A 17138-nucleotide genomic window follows, 5' to 3' on the forward strand; every position below is an offset into this window, starting at 1 on the left:
CTTTTTATTTTATGTGAGCAACGGTAACACCAGTGCCGCCATCTGCTTGTTCTGCTGGTTCGTAGTTGTTCACTCTGGGATGCTGTTGCAAAAATGCGTGAACTCCTTGTCGCAGTTTGCCAGTACCGTAACCATGAATAATCCAGACTGGGCCTGTAGCTTCCGAAATGGCTTTGTCTAAAATGTATTCGGCATCAGCTACCCGTTTACCACGCAAATCAATGGTATTTTTGGAAGTCCGAATTTCTGGTACAGCTGGCGGTGGGGGGGTTACTGCTGCTGGGGCTGGTTTAGCTTTGACGACTGGTTCGGGTTTTTGACCATCTAAAGATTCTATATCTTCTAACTTCACGTTCATCTTCATTAGCCCAAAGCGAACGCTTAACTCGCCATCTGCATCGGGGGCGGCGATCACATCTGCTATCTGTCCCAATTTTGGAATGCGGACACGATCGCCTACTTTGGGCATAAACCCAACTTTGGGTTTTGCTGGCGTTGCTGGCTGATATTGCTGGCCAATTTGATTTAAAGCATTAGTTGCTTGTTGGGCCTCTTGGGCTGTAGGCGTACCTTTCTGCAAGCGGCGAATTACTTGGGCAATTTCACCTTTTGCTTGAGCGATCGCTTGTTGCACTGCTACTTCTTGTGAAGCCCGCAAACTGCTTTCCCTTTCCTCCAAACTTGCGGCTTTTGCAGATACTTCTTTATATAAACGTTCCGCTTTCTGCAACAAAACTTGGGCTTCCGCAGCTTTGGTTTCTTGACGGCGGCGTTGCGCTTCTAACCCAGCAATTACCTGGTTAACTTCATCTGTGGCTTCTCCAACTTGGGTTTTTGCCTGTTGTACCACTTCTGGTTTTAATCCCAAGCGCAGGGCAATTGTCAGAGCGTTAGAACGTCCAGGGATGCCCCACAGCAGACGGTAAGTAGGCGACAGAGTACTTTCGTCAAATTCTACAGAGGCATTTTCAAACCGATCGTCTTCGTATTTCAGGGCTTTTAGTTCGCCGAAATGAGTGGTAGCGATCGTTAGCTGGGAATGGTTGGCGAGATATTGCAACAAGGCGATCGCTAAAGCACTACCTTCCACTGGATCGGTTCCTGCGCCGACTTCATCAAGTAAAACGAGTGCTGAGTTAGAAGCAGGAAGTTCCCCCTCTACTCCTCGGTCACTGAGCGTAGCCGAAGTGCTACTCTCCTGCTCTTCTGCTTCCCCATTCCCCAATGCCTCTAAAATCCGACTAATTCGGCGGATGTGTCCAGAGAATGTGGATAAACTCTGCTGTAAGGATTGTTCATCGCCAATATCTGCCAACACCTTATCAAACCAAGGTATTTCTACTGGTTCGCGGGCGGGGACAAATAAACCCACTTTGGCCATCAATGCTGCTAACCCCAAAGTTTTTAAGGTTACAGTTTTACCACCAGTATTTGGCCCGGTAATTGTCACTACCCGAATTTGCGGACTGATCAGCAAATCTACAGGAACTACTGGTTGCCCTTGTTCGTGCTGTTGCTGCCACACTAACAGAGGATGTCGTAAGTTCCGCAAGGTAATCATTTCCCTGTCTTCGCGCTGGATAAATCGCGGGGGATTGGCTCCTAGCCAGAAACTATATCGCGATCTAGCGGTTGCCAAATCCAAAGTAGTAGCGATCGCTAACAATCTCTCTAAATCTGGTTTGACTGCGGCTACTTGTTCCGTCAAAACGCGGCGAATTGCTTCTTCTTCAGCTTGCTCTCTTCTGATAATCTGCCGCTGTTGGTTGCCTAGAGGCACTACTGAATTCGGTTCCACATATAGGGTGGCACCGCTGGTAGAGGTATCGTGGACTATACCGGGGATGGCATCTTTTTGAGGTGCTTTTACGGGGATAACAAAGCGATCGCTGCGTTGGGTAATCAGCTGTTCTTGAACTGCGCCAGATTTTGCCTGTAAGATATTTTGCAGCTTTTGAGTAATTTGGCTGCGTACTCGCCGCAAGTCTGTGCGAATTTCTCCCAGTTTTTGACTCGCGCGGTCAGTTACCTGGGCCCGTTCATCAATACAGCGGTGAATTTCCTGTTCTAGTTCGGGATAAGTCCGCAAATCGGCAACCAAATCAGTCAATATCGGCAAATCTTCTTGATTGTCGATGACACGGCGCAAATTTCTGGCACCAGCCAAGGTGGTAGCGATCGCTAACAGTTCTTCTCCTGCTAAAACTCCACTGCGTTCTGCTCGTTCTAGGGAATCGCCAATATCTTGAATTCCTTCAAATGACAGTCCCGTGGTCAGGCGAGTTTCCAGTTGGTAGACTTCTTTGGTTTGCTCTAACAACAGTTCGCTTTGGGTCTGAGAATCAGGTATTTTCAGATGACGCGCAGCTGTCGCCCCCAGCTTAGTTGCGGCAAAGGTAGCAAGGTGCTGGCACAGGCGATGCCATTCTAATAATTCTAAGGTTTCAGATTGGATCAAGGTTTCAACATCTAATCTGAAATTATGGTAACAATTCTAGCTCCTAGATGGCTAAATCTTAAAGGAGAAAATTTTGCTTTAATTCAATCAGCCAGCTAGTCCGTGGCAACAGCCAAGTAATAACTGGCACATTCAAATATCTTTTCTGAGAAAATACCCCAATACTGCCATCGAAAACAATACAGAAACGAATTAGGCAGCAACTATTTCTTGGGCTAAAACGTAAGGTTGAACGATGAGAGTATTAAATCGCTTATTGCGATCGCCATTCCATTCTCCCACTTGTACTGTTGTGGGTTTGGTAATCAATTGTTTATCAATCCACTGTTCCACTGATGGAATGTTATCACTGGCGATCGCTACTCCAACATCCACCAAGTCTAGCTCAAGCGCCACCAAAATTACTGCATCTCGTTGTACATGAGGAATTAACCATTCCCACTCTGCCTCATCCAAAATTTCTGTTAATTCCGCTCTTAAATCCGACATTACTTCCCAATGTTTATTTGTAAATGGCTATTTTTACATTATTCACTAGTTCCGAGTTCCTGACAAATGACCAATAACTAAACTTCAGATTTCATTTCATCTATTTCAAATAAAGACACAATTACTCCAGCTATGGGAATAGATATAAAAACACCTAATAATCCTGCTACTCTAGCCCCTACTAGTAAAGCAAAAAACACCACTACAGGATTAAGATTGAGCGCGCCTTGCATAATTCTAGGCGCAATCAAGTTGTCTTGTATCTGCTGGAGGACAATACAAGCTATTAATACTTTGACTGCTAACCATACACCTTGAGACAACACGAATAGAGTAACTGTGCTTACTCCTAATGTTGCCCCTATACCAGGAATAATATCAACAATTCCGACTATTATTGACAATATCAAAGCAAAAGGCACTTTTAATATTAAAAAAACTAGGAACGTCGAAATTGTTAAAAATCCACTTAATAGCAACTGACCTCTAAAAAATCCTAAAAAAGACTTTCTGATGATATTTGTAAATTTATTACGGCGCTGTTTTGGTACTATTTTTAAAATAAAATTCCACAGTTTATCTCCATCCAATAGCATGAAAAAAGCCACAACTGCAATCAATATAAAAGTTACAAAATTTGTCATAAACCCTTGTAGAATGGCTAAACTAGTTACAAGAGTTGATACAGCTTGATTTCGCAATTGTTCTTCAATAAAACTTAAATCTATCTGTAAATTACGGTTACGCAAAAATCCTTCTATTCCCTCTAATAAAGGTACTAAAGAATTTAAAAATGCAGTAATACTATTAATTAATTGTTGTCCTTGAGATAAAACCGTTAAGCTCACAGTAATTATCAGACCGCCTATAATCACAATACTGAGCAAGAAAACTACACCAACAGCTATACTGTGGGGCAAAAAACGCCGCAGCCCTTGTACGGGATAACTGAGCAAAAAAGCTAAAATTGCTGCAAATGTAAAAATAACAATGACCGATTCAAAATAAGCTAAAAGTTGTACAATTGCCCAGCCAGAAGCAAGCAAAAGCAAAAAGCGAACTAATGCCAGATTATTTAATCGCTCCCAAAAATTCTTGGCTTCAAAGCCGCTCATAATAATTCATAATTCATAATTCGTAATTCGTCGTAATTAAGCCATAAAAACGCTAGTTGTTTAGCGTGATAAACTTAGCCGCCCTGTAAGATTGAGAGTTATTTGTTGGAAGTCTTTTACTTTATTGCTAGAGGAATAGAGTTTAAGATTAAAGTAATCTAATAGCGATCGCTACCTCCCTAAAGCATACATCTCTTGCGTGTCTAACTCATCTTCCTAAATCATGCATTTCATTTATGACTGTGGCACACTTTTGTGTCAAAGCTTCCAATTCCTCTTTATTACTGGAACTAGGAGCATCAATCAAGTTACCAATTCTGATGGTGATGGGAACTGCGTGAGGTAGGGACGAGCCTTTTTGTAAAATCTTCTCAGTACCCCAGACACTCACTGGCAATATTGGGGCTTTTGCTTTCGCCGCCAGCAGCAGTGCGCCTCTTTTGGGGTCTGTAATTCGACCATCTAGGGTGCGAGTACCTTGCAAGAAAACACCGACAGCCCAACCTTTATTGAGATATTCTAGGGCGGAACGGATGGCATTGCGATCGGCATTTCCCCGACTCACTGGGTAAGCACCGTACAATTTAATCGCTTGCGCCAAAACAGGGATATTAAATAACTCTTCCTTAGCCATATACGCCACCGGACGACGTACACAATTAGAGACAATCGGCGGATCGAAGTAACTAGCGTGATTACTTACTACTAATAGAGGCCCTGATTTGGGGACATTTTCCGCACCATAAATATGGCCCCGAAAATAAGCGTGAAGCATGGGGCTGACGACTGACCATTTAAAGGCGTGGTAAAGTGCCAGACTGATCGACGGTTCGCGGTTTTTGTCCACAGAAAATAATGCAAATCAAACTGAATTTAGCATAAGCGATCGCAACGCCCAGATCAAACGCAAAAAAGCTATAGAGATGAATTGCTGCACCCATCTGGGAACACTAAATCTGGAAATCTTTAGGATTTAACAGTATGTTTATTACTACAGTCAGTATTCCTGGATACAAGGTTAGCGAACAACTTTACAACGGTTCTCGAACGCTGGTTTATCGCGGTTATCGAGAAACCGATCGAGAACCTGTAGTGATTAAATTATTGAAAAATCCTTATCCGAGTTTAAGCGAACTCTTGTCGTTTCGTAATCAATACACCATAGCTAAAAATCTCAACTCACCTCTGATAATTCAAACCTACAGCCTGAAACTGTATCAAAATAGCTATGCGTTGGTGATGGAAGATTTTGGAGGGATTTCTCTTAAAGATTATTTCATCTCTGTAGAGAGGCGATATATCACCTTTCTAGAAGAATTTTTATAAATAGCGATCGCCCTATGCAATATCTTAGATATACTGTACCGTTCGCGCATATTCATAAAGATATTAAACCCGCGAATATTTGAATTAATCCACAAACAAAACAAGTTAAATTAATTGACTTTAGTATTGATCTTTACTGCCACGGGAAACCCAAACGCTAATAAGTCCCAATGTATTAGAAGGGACACTTGCTTATATTTCTCCAGAACAAACTGGCAGAATGAATCGCAAAATTGATTACCGCACCGACTTTTATTCTTTGGGTGTCACTTTTTACGAATTGCTAACAGGAGAATTACCATTTCAATCAAACGACCCGATGGAGTTGGTACATAGTCATATTGCAAAACTTCCACAACTTTTAGGGAATTGGGAAAAGATTCCCCAAGTTCTTTGTAATATGGCGATGAAATTAATGGCGAAAAATGCTGAAGACCGCTATCAGAGTGCATTAGGACTGAAATTTGATTTAGAAAAATGTTTACATCAGTTAAAAGAAACTGGTAGGATTGAAAACTTTGAAATTGCCCAAAGGGATGTGTGCGATCGCTTTACTATCCCTGATAAATTATATGGACGAGAAGCCGAAATAGCCACCCTACTCGAAGCATTTGAAAGAGTTAGCAAAAATACAACTGAAATGATATTGCTAGCTGGTTTTTCAGGTATTGGTAAAACTGCCGTTGTTAACGAAGTTCATAAACCGATTGTGCGCCAACGTGGTTATTTTATTAAAGGCAAATATGACCGATTGCAAATGCAAATGGGATGACTTCTGAAGTAAAACATAAGATTTTTGATCGTTTATTTACTACCAAAGGCGTGGGTAAAGGCACGGGATTAGGATTAGCGATCGCTCGTCAAATCGTTGAAGAAACCCACAACGGTAAATTGACTTTGAACTCTGTTCTGGGTAAGGGTGCAGAATTTGTAATTGAAATTAATTTATAAAGGAATTAAACAGGTAAATCATTAGCCCTCTGGATATTTTGTAAAATTAAATCAGGGCTATTACGTTTAATCAAGCCAGTTAATACTTTACCAGGGCCAATTTCCATTACTCGCTCGATACCGTTGGCTGGTAATTGCAGACAAATTTCTCGCCATCTTACAGAACCAGTCATTTGTTTGTTCAGGCGTTGCTTTAACATCTCAGCATCAATAGACGGAATTGGTTCGACATTAGACAGCACTGGCACAATCGCGGGTTGAAATTCCACAGATTCTAAAATGTCTTGAAATTCCGCAGCTGCTGGTGCTATTAAATGTGAATGAAATGCTCCAGAAACTTTTAGGGGAACCGCACGCTTTGCTTTAACTTGAGTCATCACCGCTTGTACAGCCTCAGTCGTGCCTGAAATTACCACCTGAGCCGAACTATTATCATTTGCTATCACGACATCAGGCGTTAGAGAAATGGCTTTTTCTAGCTGTTCGCGGTCAAAGTTCATCAAAGCTGCCATCATCCCATCGATGGAACTATCCATAAGTTCTGCACGACGCTTCACCAGATATAAACCAGCTGACCACTCAAAGACACCCGCTACATAAAGAGCAGTATATTCTCCCAAACTGTGACCAGCAACTAAATCTGGCTGATGTCCTCGTTCTCGAAGCAGGTCAGCAAGAATGCTTTCAACCACATAAAGACTTGGCTGAGTATACAGCGTCTGTGATAACTTATCTTCTTGAGTTTGACAAATTTCAGTTACAGACCAGCCCAAAATATCCTCAGCTTTGGCAAGCTTGTCTTTAGCGGACGGTATATCTAGTAAATCCATTCCCATTCCCAGCGTTTGGGAACCTTGTCCGGGAAACACCCATGCAGTTTTTGTCATTTGTCAATAGTCATTTGTCATTGGTCATTTGTCACTTGTACTGAGCGTTCGCGTAGCGTCTCGTAGAGAAGCCGAAGTATTGGTCATTTGTCGTTGGTCATTAGTGAATAACAAAAGACAAAGGACTAATGACAAAGGACAATATATTATCTTCCCCATTGAAAGATTGCCGCGCCCCAGGTAAGACCGGCACCAAAGCCGGATGTAGCAACGATGTCATTGGTTTGAATTTTACCTTGTCGTACTGCTTCATCTAAAGCTAAGGGGATGGAAGCAGCTGAGGTATTGCCGTAATGGGCGAGATTACTAATAACTTTATGTTCTGGGATATTCAGGCGTTGGGCAACGGCATCGATAATCCGCTGATTGGCTTGATGCAATATCAGCCAATCTATCTGGTCAACGCTAAGGTTGGCTTGAAACAAAGCTTTATCAATTATTTCTGGCACTTTTTGGACAGCAAAACGATAGACTTCTTTGCCGTTCATCGTAATTGGTTGGTAAGTGCCTTTGGTGATATTTACATCAGTCACCAGTTCTTGAGAAGTTCCTGCATAAGCAAGGTTGAGGTAATGGTTTTGAGTACCATCACTTTTAAGTGCAAATCCTAATAAGCGATCGCTTTTGGCAGCCTGTAACACCACTGCCCCGGCACCATCACCAAACAATACACAAGTCCGCCGATCTTCCCAATCTACCCAGCGAGAGAGTATATCTGCCCCGATCAATAGTACGTTTCTATAGACACCAGTTCTAATGTATTGGGCTGCTGTAACCAAACCAAACACAAAGCCGGAACAGGCAGCGGTCAAGTCAAAGGCGACTGCATTAGTGGCTCCCAATTGCGCTTGTACTTGACAAGCACTACCAAACAAATCATCAGCGGTGGAAGTCGCTAGCAGAATCAGGTCTAGGTCTTCTGGTTTAATTCCCGCAGCTGCGATCGCCTGACTGCTAGCGGCAGTAGCGAGTACACTCAAGGACTCAGAAGGCAGAGCTAATCGACGCTCACGAATTCCCGTTCTTGTCGCGATCCACTCATCTGATGTTTCAACTAGTTCACTCAATGTCTGGTTGTGTAGGGAAGTCGCTGGTACTGCCGAGCCGCTTCCGGTAATTGCTACGCCTAAGTTTTGCACTCCTAATCTCCCAAGCTATCAGCTTTTTGTCTTTTGTCCTTTGTCCTTTGTCCCTTGTCAGTTGTCCTTTGTCAGTTGTCCTTTGTCCTTTACAAATGACGAATGACTAATGACCAATGACCAATGACTAATGACCAATGACTAACCACTCTCGCGCTCTAGGATATATTGGGACTGAATTCGTTGTATCACCTCGTTGTCAACAGCTTCTTTTGCCATGCGAATTGCATTGAAAATTGAAGGTGCTTGGGAACTACCGTGACCGATAAAACAGACTCCTGCCACGCCTAGTAGTAAAGCACCACCATGTTCTGCGTGATCCATTCGCTGCTTAATCCGCTTCAAGTTGGGTTTTAAGAGTGCGGAACCGATTTGACCGTGCAATCCTTGGGGTAATTCTTCCCGCAGAATTTGCAGAATCACTTCTCCAACGGCTTCGGCAAATTTTAACAGTACATTGCCTACAAAGCCATCGCAGACAATCACATCAAAGCGACCGGATAGCACATCACGCCCTTCAGCATTACCAATAAAATTAATTTGGGAATTTTCGCGTAGCAGTTGGTGGGCGCGGACGGCTGCATCATTGCCTTTAGAGTCTTCTTCACCGATATTCAGCAAACCCACCTTCGGTTCATCTGTACCCAAGACATACTTACTGTAAGCCGATCCCATAACGCCAAACTGCTCTAAAAACTTAGGGCGGCAATCTACATTTGCGCCAACATCAAGTACCAGCACTGGCTTACCAGCAATAATTGTGGGAAAAACTGTCCCGATCGCTGGGCGATCTATTCCTGGCAATCTTCCTAAGCGGAGCAAAGCTGATGCCATAGCTGCCCCAGAGTGACCCGCTGAAAATACGGCATCTGCCTTTTGCTGCTTGACTAAATCCATCGCTACATTGATAGAAGCCTTGCGTTTGCGTCTAACTGCATTTAAAGGCTCCTCATCCATCGCGATCGCTTCTTCAGCATTCACGATCTCTACCTGCCCTAAACTTGTTTTTGATGGCAAGGCAGCTTCTATTTGTTGGGGATCGCCAACCAAAAATATATCTACACCCAATTCTTCTCTTGCTCGCAATGCGCCAGCAACGATTTCACCGGGTGCATGATCCCCTCCCATTGCGTCAATTGCGATCCGTACACGAGTCGATCCCATTGCTCACAGCTTCTAGAAACCTTACAAATTTTACCAGATGGCAATGCCCGAAAAAGCTTAATTTTCTGACCGCCAAATTAATTCTGTTACTATTGCAACAATTTTTACTGGCAAGCTCAAGATAGCACGAATTGTTCGGTAGTAGGAGGAGGGCATTGGGCAGAGGGGCAGAGGGGCAAGGGAGCAGAGGGGCGGAGGTGCAGAGGGGCAAAGGGGCGGGAAACTGACTGCAACTTCTTTCTTGCTCCCCTGCTCCCCTGCTCCCCTGCTCCCCTGCTCCCCTGCTCCCCTGCTTCCTATTCCCCAATCCCCAACACCCAATCAACTAGCGTCCGAACGCCGTAACCAGTTGCCCCTGCGCTGTTGTAACCATTTTCTTTATCTGTCCATACTGGGCCAGCAATATCTATGTGCGCCCAAGGGGTTTGTTTGACAAATTGCTTGAGGAAAAGGGCAGCGGTGATTGCACCACCTGGACGCGGGCCTGTATTTTTCATGTCCGCAATACCAGACTTTAAGCCTTCAAAATATTTTTCTTCCATTGGCATCCGCCAAATCTTTTCTCCTGAAGTTTCCGCAGCTTTTTCGATTTGGGAAGCAACACCATCATCGGGAGTGTACAAACCAGCAATATCATCACCCAAGGCAATGACGTTGGCACCAGTCAGGGTGGCTAAATCAACGATCGCATCTAATCCCAATTTGTCGGCATACACCAAGGCATCTGCGAGGGTCAAACGTCCTTCAGCGTCGGTGTTGTTCACTTCGATTGTTTTGCCGTTTGATGCTGTGAGAATGTCTCCAGGGTGCATGGCGTGACCGCTAATCATGTTTTCAGCCGCTGCTGAGATGAAGTGAACTTCAACATCTGGCTTAATTTGAGCAATTGCTTTTGCTGCCCCCAAGGTAGCAGCTGCACCCCCCATATCCATCTTCATGGTTTCGATGCCGCTACCAGCACCTTTAATGTTGAGTCCGCCGGAATCGAAGGTTACACCTTTACCAATAATTGCTAATTTCTTTTTGGGTGTACCTTCTGGCTTGTAAGTTAGGTGAATAAATTTCGGTGGCAAATCGGAAGCTTGGGCTACTCCCAAAAATGCACCCATGCCCAACTTTTCGCAGTCTTCTTTTTCTAGAATTTCTAGTTGTAAACCGTATTCCTTGGCGATCGCTTGAGCAGTTTCGGCTAAAGTAATTGGTGTGACTGCGTTGGCTGGTGCTGCCACTAATTGCCGTGCCAAATTTACCCCAGAAACGATTTGATTGGCGCGGGTAATGGCAGCTTCTTGTCCACCGAAACCCAGTAAATCTATACTTTCTATTTGTGAACCTTTATCTTCTGGTTCGGATTTAAAGCGAATATCTTGGTAAAGTGCTAATTCCACACCTTCTGCGATCGCTTGGGCACTTGCTGCTGGATCGTTATTCCACAATGGAAAACTAAAACCCAGAATTTTGCTTTTTTGCTTTTTTCCTACCCTGGCTACAGCCGCAGCAGCGCGGCGCAGAGTATCTAGTTTTAGTGCATCTGGTTTACCTAAACCGACCAAAATCAATTTCCGCACTGGGCTACCAGCATTTACACGGGTGAAAATAGTGCTATTGGCTTTACCTTTAAATTCTTCTTCAGTAATCAGTTCTTTTAATACCCCAGAAAACTTTTGATCTAAAGTAGCTAGTTCTCCGGTTAACTCTACTGCATCTTCAAATAATCCAATTGCCAAACTATCGCCTGCCCACTCTAGTAAAGGCTTATCACTGGGTTGAATTGTCATTTTGGGATTTTGTGTAAATATTCCTTCTTGTACCAGTATTGCTCAAAATTCTTGTTTAATGGTGTAGGAACTTGGTATTGGGGATTGGGGGATGGGGACTAGGGATTAGAGGCTGGGGAGAAAGAGAATTAGAGACTCGTTAATCCACCTCAGAACTCCGTTAACGAGTATTTGATCCTCGTTAATCCACCTCAGAACTCCGTTAACGAGTATTTGATCCTCGTTAATCCACCTCAGAACTCCGTTAACGAGTATTTGATCCTCGTTAATCCACCTCAGAACTCCGTTAACGAGTATTTGATCCTCGTTAATCCACCTCAGAACTCCGTTAACGAGTCTTTGATCCTCGTCAATCCACCTCAGAACTCCGTTAACGAGTCTTTGCTACTCGTTAATGAAGCTATGCACTTTACTCTTTATATTTCCTACCACATGCCCACTTGCCCTGAGCGTTCGCGTAGCGTCTCGCAGAGAAGCCGAAGGGATGCCTTATACCCCAATTTTATTTGTATCAATGTTAAATTTTCTGGCGATCGCTGCTATTATTTCTTGCTCAAGTGGTGTAGTCTTATTGTCAAGCTGGGCAATTTTTTCACACTGAACGAGCAAGGGTATAGCAAAATCACGATTCAGCTGATTGAGCAGTATATCTAAAGACTTAGGTGATTTGATATTTTGGGCAATGGCATCCAACGAGGTAGGACTGAGTTTTACAGCTTGTAATTCTGGCAAAATTTCTTCCAAAGTCTTATCTGGATGGCTAGCCAAAATCATGTGAACTAAGATTTGATCCATGACGGCTTCTTGAGCGATCGCACTTTCTAGATACTTTTCACTTTCGGCTTTTAATGTTGCTAATGTCTGTGGCGATGCCAGAGAAGTAGATTCATCCAGCTTGGTTTCGTAAAATCTACAAGCAGCATACCCCAATGAATAGATCATCGTTGCATTGGAACTAGCTCCAATAACTGCACCCGCTAAGGGCACATTTCGCAGCAAGCCTAATCCCGCAGCTTTCAATAAACGCCCTCCACCCAAAGCCAACCCAAAAATTGCTAAAATTTCACCTTTCCGAGCAGGATCTTTTAAATCTAGCCCGTAGACAGATGCAATTTGATAAAGCATTTCTGACTGTAATTTTGTTGTGGCTGTTAAATCAATTGCCAACAATGCAACTGCTATACCTGGCAAAATACTAGTGGCTAGTCCAACTGTGGCTGCTTGAGTTGCTTTTTCCACCATGATTCGGTGAGCAAGCTGGCTGGGTGATTCATTTGGATACTGTTTCTTAAGCTTGTTTACCGCCGCTTCTGCTTGTTCTAAATCAACAAGGTTATTATCACTAATTAACCAATTGAGATTTAATACTCCAGATAGTTTTCTAATCAGCCAATTTTCGCTGAGGCGATTCACAACCTGACCGCTGGTTTGAGTTGTTTGCTCAATTAACTTGTGTGTTTCTTTTGCCGTCGCTTCTCCCACCCCTACTGCTGTGTCTAAAACTGCTTTGCCAGTCTGAGCAACAGTTTCAACAAAAGACTCTAATACAGACGGTTCCTTTTCTACTGATGATTGAGCCTGGATTTTTACTTCTGAAGTTTCTCTGGGTGAATTAACTAATTTATTCACTTCTATGTTTTGGGGTTTGTCTGCCATTGCTTGACACCATCTTGTAAAGCCTCTCTATTTTTGTTTTAGCGAAGTTTGAGGGGCTTTGACATCTCTCGATAAGCACAATTCGTCAGAGCAAATAGGAATGATTCGGAGCCTTAACTATAAACATACAGGATGACAGAGGTTCTGATTTTAAAGCTGATAACCTAATGCCAACAACACTTTACCTTTTAGGGCAGTGAGTATTTCTAGAGTCAGAACGCTCACTTTTATTTGCAATCTTGTTTTATCAATTACCCGCAATTAGTGGCAAAGACCAACTGAATCTCATTCTGATCGACCTTCACCACTTTGAATTAATAAACAGGTTGGTGAAGATACACGACGTAAATTTATTCAGAGGAATAATGATTAGTTTTGAACTTTATCCATGTCAGCTTTACTTTCTAAAAAATCGTTATCTTTAAGAATTTCATAGAGATTAGTATCTTGCTCTAGCAAACAAGCGTGTCCGCAATTGGGCAACACTACAATCTTGTTATTTGGTAAGATTTTCCCTATCCGGTTCACTTCGCTTACAGAAGGCAAAAGACGATCGCTAGCACCAGCAATCAACAAAACTGGTTGAGTTAAACGCCTTAACTTTTCCTCATCAATATCAAACTCTCGCAGTAAAGACAACCGCCAAAGAACGGTTTCTGCCGGTACAGAACGCATCGTTTTTAGCAAATCGTGGCGATCGCTCCGAGAAATGCGTGACAAAGATGCTAAAAATGGCAACAAGCCTAGTGCGCCAATATCATATAATCCTGTTGGCACTAAGTAAGTTAGCTGGGATGCCCAACTTAACCAAGGGCGAAGATGAAAGGACGAAGCTGGGTTAATTATGATAATTCGCTTAAATAAATCGGGTGCTTGGATTGCTACTTTCATTGCCAAGCAACCACCAAAGGACTCGCCACACAAGTAAACTGACCTCTGAGAGCTTTTTTCTAATTCGGCGTCGATCAAGTCCAATACACTCTTAGTTAGGGCATCCCAAGTGTTAAGGTCTTTCCGGGGGAGCGCCAAAGAGCGCACATCAAAGCCAGTTTCTAATCCTGCGGTTTGCGATCGTAATAGTTGACCAGTTCCATCCATTCCTGGCAAATATACCAAAAGCGGATACTCTGGCTGCACTCGTTTAGGAGTCAGGAAACAAGGGTTTAGCTCAACTTCTGTAATAGTCATTGGTCATTAGTCATTGGTCATTGGTCATTGGTCAATGGTATAAAACTTTTGGACTGCGAATTGTTGCTTTTATGAGCTTCGGTACTTTTGAGCAAAAACAAAAAAGTCTCGGAACAAGCTACTCAAAGTTGTGCAGACAATCCAAAATTGTTCGACTGAGCGGAGCCGAAGTCCAAATCAAATGGCTCTAATAGCAACCTTGACGCAGTAAATTGCTAATTTCGCCCTGACAGTGTTCTGTCAGTTCAGCCACAACAGTTCTGGCCTGTTTGCCATGATATTTTTTATGATGTTGGGGCGTAATCCAATAAGGACGACCGATTAACACCGCAACTCGACGATAAATTACCAAGGGATGCCAACCATTTTGATTAAATAAAGGTTCTGAAGGGTCGAATACACTCAAAAGTCTTAATGGAAAGCCATTGGTGTTTACTTCTTCTAAGGAAGCGATCGCGATCGGCAAAATAGCTAAATCCGGCACATTCGCTCGTAATGCCAAATGGGCAAATCCCCTCTGAAACTCACCTACCTGGCTTGGCTGAGTAAATTTCACCATTGGTGCAGTCCCTTCTGGAAATACTCCCACCATCTGCTTAGACTGCAATAGCAATTGTGACTGCGAAAAAAAGCTTTGCTGGCGGTTTTGAGTTTCTTCCAAAGGAAAACACCCCAATTGACCGGTGACAATCTCCCGCATGACCGGAACTTGTCCCATGTAGTGATGGCAAGCAAAGCGAATCGGACTCGATAACGCTGCCATTAAAATCAGTGCATCCATAAAGCTGCGGTGATTGCTGACTACCAAGACGCTCGCATCCTGGGGAATGCGGTCTTCGTAATAGCGGAACATTTGCGTTGAGAATGCCGCCACCAAAGCGCGAGAAACCTCTAGGGGGCTATTTCCACTCATACCTAATCAATATATTTTCCGGTAAATATGGCAAATTGTCTTAATTTAATTTTTACATTTCTTTACTATTGCCATGACCGTCTTAAGATAGAAATATCTAATCTACAAAAGTAATTAGATTTTCTGTCTTCTCGATTATGTATTCTCGATCACAATAATATCTAATAGAAACTATTCGAAAAAATTATGATTAGTTAATTTCCATTTTTTAGGTAAAAATGAGTTTAATTGATGCATATTAAAAAACAATTCTGGACTTGATAAACTTGCTAGTATGGAAGATGTTATTGGAGAAAATGGTAATAATATTGTATAATTACCTGGTTTTGCCGATAAAAGCTAAGATGTAAAACGTTTTAATAAGTTAATTTTTATTTTGTATGAATCTAGTGAATAAAAAAGAATTGACATTTGCGCTGACCACACCCCTATATTATGTAAACGATGTCCCTCATATAGGCAGTGCTTACACGACGATCGCAGCCGATGTAGTGGCGCGATTTCAGAGATTACTGGGACATCAAGTATTACTAATTACAGGTACAGATGAACATGGGCAAAAAATTCAGCGCTCGGCAGAAAGTTTAGGGAAAGCGCCACAAGAATTTTGCGATGAAATTGTCCCTAGTTTCGTGAGTTTATGGCAATTATTAGATATTCAATACGATCGCTTTAGTCGGACTACTGCGCCTCATCATCAAGCGATCGTTAAAGAATTCTTTGAGCGAGTCTGGGAATCTGGTGATATTTACCAGGGACAACAACAAGGCTGGTACTGCGTTTCCTGCGAAGAATTCAAAGAAGAACGGGATCTACTAGAAGGACACCGTTGCCCAATTCATACTAACAAAGAAGTGGAGTGGCGAGACGAACAAAACTATTTTTTCCGCTTATCCAAATATCAAAGTAAGCTGACAGAATTTTATCAATCTAAACCGGATTTTATTCAACCAGAAAGTCGGCGCAATGAAGTTCTCAGCTTTGTCAATCAAGGACTGCAAGACTTTTCCATTTCACGAGTGAATTTAGATTGGGGTTTTCCCGTACCAGTCGATCCCAAGCACACTCTCTATGTCTGGTTTGATGCGCTGCTAGGCTATGTCACAGCATTACTAGAACCAGATGCAGAACCGACTTTAGCAAATGCTTTAGAAACATGGTGGCCGATTAACTTGCACTTAATTGGTAAAGATATTCTACGCTTCCATGCAGTTTACTGGCCAGCAATGCTGTTGTCGGCTGGCTTACCCTTGCCAGAGAAAGTCTTTGGGCATGGCTTTTTGACTAAAGACGGTCTAAAGATGGGCAAAAGTCTGGGTAACACCCTCGATCCTGTGGCATTAGTTAAAAGCTATGGTAGTGATGCCGTTCGTTATTACTTCCTTAAGGAAATCGAATTTGGCAAGGATGGAGATTTTAATGAAGTTAGGTTCATTAATTCTCTGAATGCAGATTTAGCAGATAAATTAGGCAATTTGCTCAATCGTACTTTGAGCATGGTGAAAAAATACTGTGCTGAGAATAAAGTACCATCAATCGGCAATGAAGCGATTCCTGACGAAAATCCTTTGAAAGCCATTGGTTTACGTCTAGGGGAACAGGTGAAACAAGCATACCAGGAGCTAGCTTTCAGTCAAGCTTGTGAGGCTATCCTTTCACTGGCGCAAGCCAGTAATAAATTTATTGATGAACAAGCTCCTTGGTCATTATATAAACAGGGACAGCAGGAATCGGTGGAAAAGGTTCTCTACGCAGTTTTAGAATCAGTTAGACTAGCAGCTTATCTGCTATCCCCAATTATTCCGAACATTAGTAGCGATATTTATCAGCAGCTAGGCTTCAGAATAAATTTTAACGATCAAAAACAAAGTTCAGTTACCGCTCCTTTTGCCATCCATGCTAAATGGGGACTACTATCGAGCAAACAACAATTGGGTACACCCCAACCGATTTTTAAACGAATAGAACCCCCGAAAAACGATTAGTCCTTATCAAACTCTGATTTTGTTCAATTTTTTTATTTTCTCACAAAATTTATCGTGGCTCAATTTAAATTAGCCGCGGAACATTATCA

General features: G+C 42.7%; 14 protein-coding genes and 1 pseudogene. 3 read left to right on the forward strand and 12 right to left on the reverse strand.

Features of this window, described 5'->3' with window-relative positions:
* Nucleotides 1-4 precede the first annotated feature (4 nt).
* The 4 genes from AC1F2U_RS00875 to AC1F2U_RS00890 form a co-directional block, all read right to left on the reverse strand.
* Complete coding sequence (locus tag AC1F2U_RS00875; RefSeq protein WP_480259420.1) at nucleotides 5-2458, reverse strand: endonuclease MutS2; 2454 nt, start codon at nucleotides 2456-2458, stop codon at nucleotides 5-7.
* A gap of 192 nt (nucleotides 2459-2650) precedes the next feature.
* Nucleotides 2651-2947, reverse strand: a complete 297-nt coding sequence (locus AC1F2U_RS00880; protein ID WP_480259421.1) for a DUF2288 domain-containing protein — start codon at nucleotides 2945-2947, stop codon at nucleotides 2651-2653.
* 77 nt (nucleotides 2948-3024) lie between these two features.
* Nucleotides 3025-4062, reverse strand: a complete 1038-nt coding sequence (locus tag AC1F2U_RS00885) for an AI-2E family transporter (protein WP_480259422.1) — start codon at nucleotides 4060-4062, stop codon at nucleotides 3025-3027.
* 208 nt (nucleotides 4063-4270) lie between these two features.
* Nucleotides 4271-4909, reverse strand: a complete 639-nt coding sequence (locus AC1F2U_RS00890; protein ID WP_480259423.1) for a lysophospholipid acyltransferase family protein — start codon at nucleotides 4907-4909, stop codon at nucleotides 4271-4273.
* Nucleotides 4910-5043: 134 nt separating this feature from the next.
* On the opposite strand from AC1F2U_RS00890, the pseudogene AC1F2U_RS00895 reads away from it, so the two are divergent.
* Both AC1F2U_RS00895 and AC1F2U_RS00900 read left to right on the forward strand, forming a co-directional pair.
* A pseudogene (locus tag AC1F2U_RS00895) lies at nucleotides 5044-6145 on the forward strand (protein kinase domain-containing protein); the annotation flags it as partial.
* Between the two features lie 11 nt (nucleotides 6146-6156).
* Nucleotides 6157-6339: an ATP-binding protein gene (locus AC1F2U_RS00900; RefSeq protein ID WP_480259424.1), complete on the forward strand. Its 183-nt coding sequence runs from the start codon at nucleotides 6157-6159 to the stop codon at nucleotides 6337-6339.
* Between the two features lie 5 nt (nucleotides 6340-6344).
* On the opposite strand, the gene fabD is transcribed toward AC1F2U_RS00900, so the two are convergent.
* From fabD to AC1F2U_RS00940, 8 genes are all read right to left on the reverse strand, one after another.
* Nucleotides 6345-7226, reverse strand: coding sequence for an ACP S-malonyltransferase (fabD, locus tag AC1F2U_RS00905; RefSeq protein ID WP_480259425.1), 882 nt, complete (start codon nucleotides 7224-7226; stop codon nucleotides 6345-6347).
* A gap of 146 nt (nucleotides 7227-7372) precedes the next feature.
* Nucleotides 7373-8365, reverse strand: coding sequence for a beta-ketoacyl-ACP synthase 3 (locus AC1F2U_RS00910; RefSeq protein WP_480259426.1), 993 nt, complete (start codon nucleotides 8363-8365; stop codon nucleotides 7373-7375).
* A gap of 141 nt (nucleotides 8366-8506) precedes the next feature.
* Complete coding sequence (plsX, locus tag AC1F2U_RS00915; RefSeq protein WP_480259427.1) at nucleotides 8507-9529, reverse strand: phosphate acyltransferase PlsX; 1023 nt, start codon at nucleotides 9527-9529, stop codon at nucleotides 8507-8509.
* A 57-nt stretch (nucleotides 9530-9586) separates the two neighbouring features.
* Nucleotides 9587-9850: a hypothetical protein gene (locus tag AC1F2U_RS00920; RefSeq protein ID WP_480259428.1), complete on the reverse strand. Its 264-nt coding sequence runs from the start codon at nucleotides 9848-9850 to the stop codon at nucleotides 9587-9589.
* Entirely contained in the window at nucleotides 9826-11307 is a 1482-nt protein-coding gene (locus AC1F2U_RS00925) for a leucyl aminopeptidase (RefSeq protein WP_480259429.1), read from the reverse strand. The genes AC1F2U_RS00920 and AC1F2U_RS00925 overlap by 25 nt, the downstream gene beginning before the upstream one ends.
* Before the next feature lie 489 nt (nucleotides 11308-11796).
* On the reverse strand, nucleotides 11797-12963 hold the full coding sequence (locus tag AC1F2U_RS00930) for an EcsC family protein (RefSeq protein ID WP_480259430.1): 1167 nt from the start codon (nucleotides 12961-12963) through the stop codon (nucleotides 11797-11799).
* Between the two features lie 369 nt (nucleotides 12964-13332).
* Nucleotides 13333-14151 carry an alpha/beta fold hydrolase gene (locus tag AC1F2U_RS00935; protein WP_480259431.1) on the reverse strand — a complete coding sequence of 273 codons (819 nt, stop codon included), beginning with the start codon at nucleotides 14149-14151 and terminating at the stop codon, nucleotides 13333-13335.
* Between the two features lie 187 nt (nucleotides 14152-14338).
* A complete protein-coding gene (locus tag AC1F2U_RS00940; RefSeq protein WP_480259432.1) occupies nucleotides 14339-15064 on the reverse strand; it encodes a lysophospholipid acyltransferase family protein in 726 nt (241 codons plus the stop codon).
* 380 nt (nucleotides 15065-15444) lie between these two features.
* On the opposite strand from AC1F2U_RS00940, the gene metG reads away from it, so the two are divergent.
* Nucleotides 15445-17049 (forward strand): methionine--tRNA ligase, encoded by a 1605-nt coding sequence (gene metG, locus AC1F2U_RS00945; RefSeq protein WP_480259433.1) that lies wholly within the window; start codon nucleotides 15445-15447, stop codon nucleotides 17047-17049.
* The last annotated feature ends 89 nt before the right edge of the window (nucleotides 17050-17138 follow it).

The sequence above is a fragment of the Nostoc sp. LEGE 12454 genome, assembly GCF_056620565.1.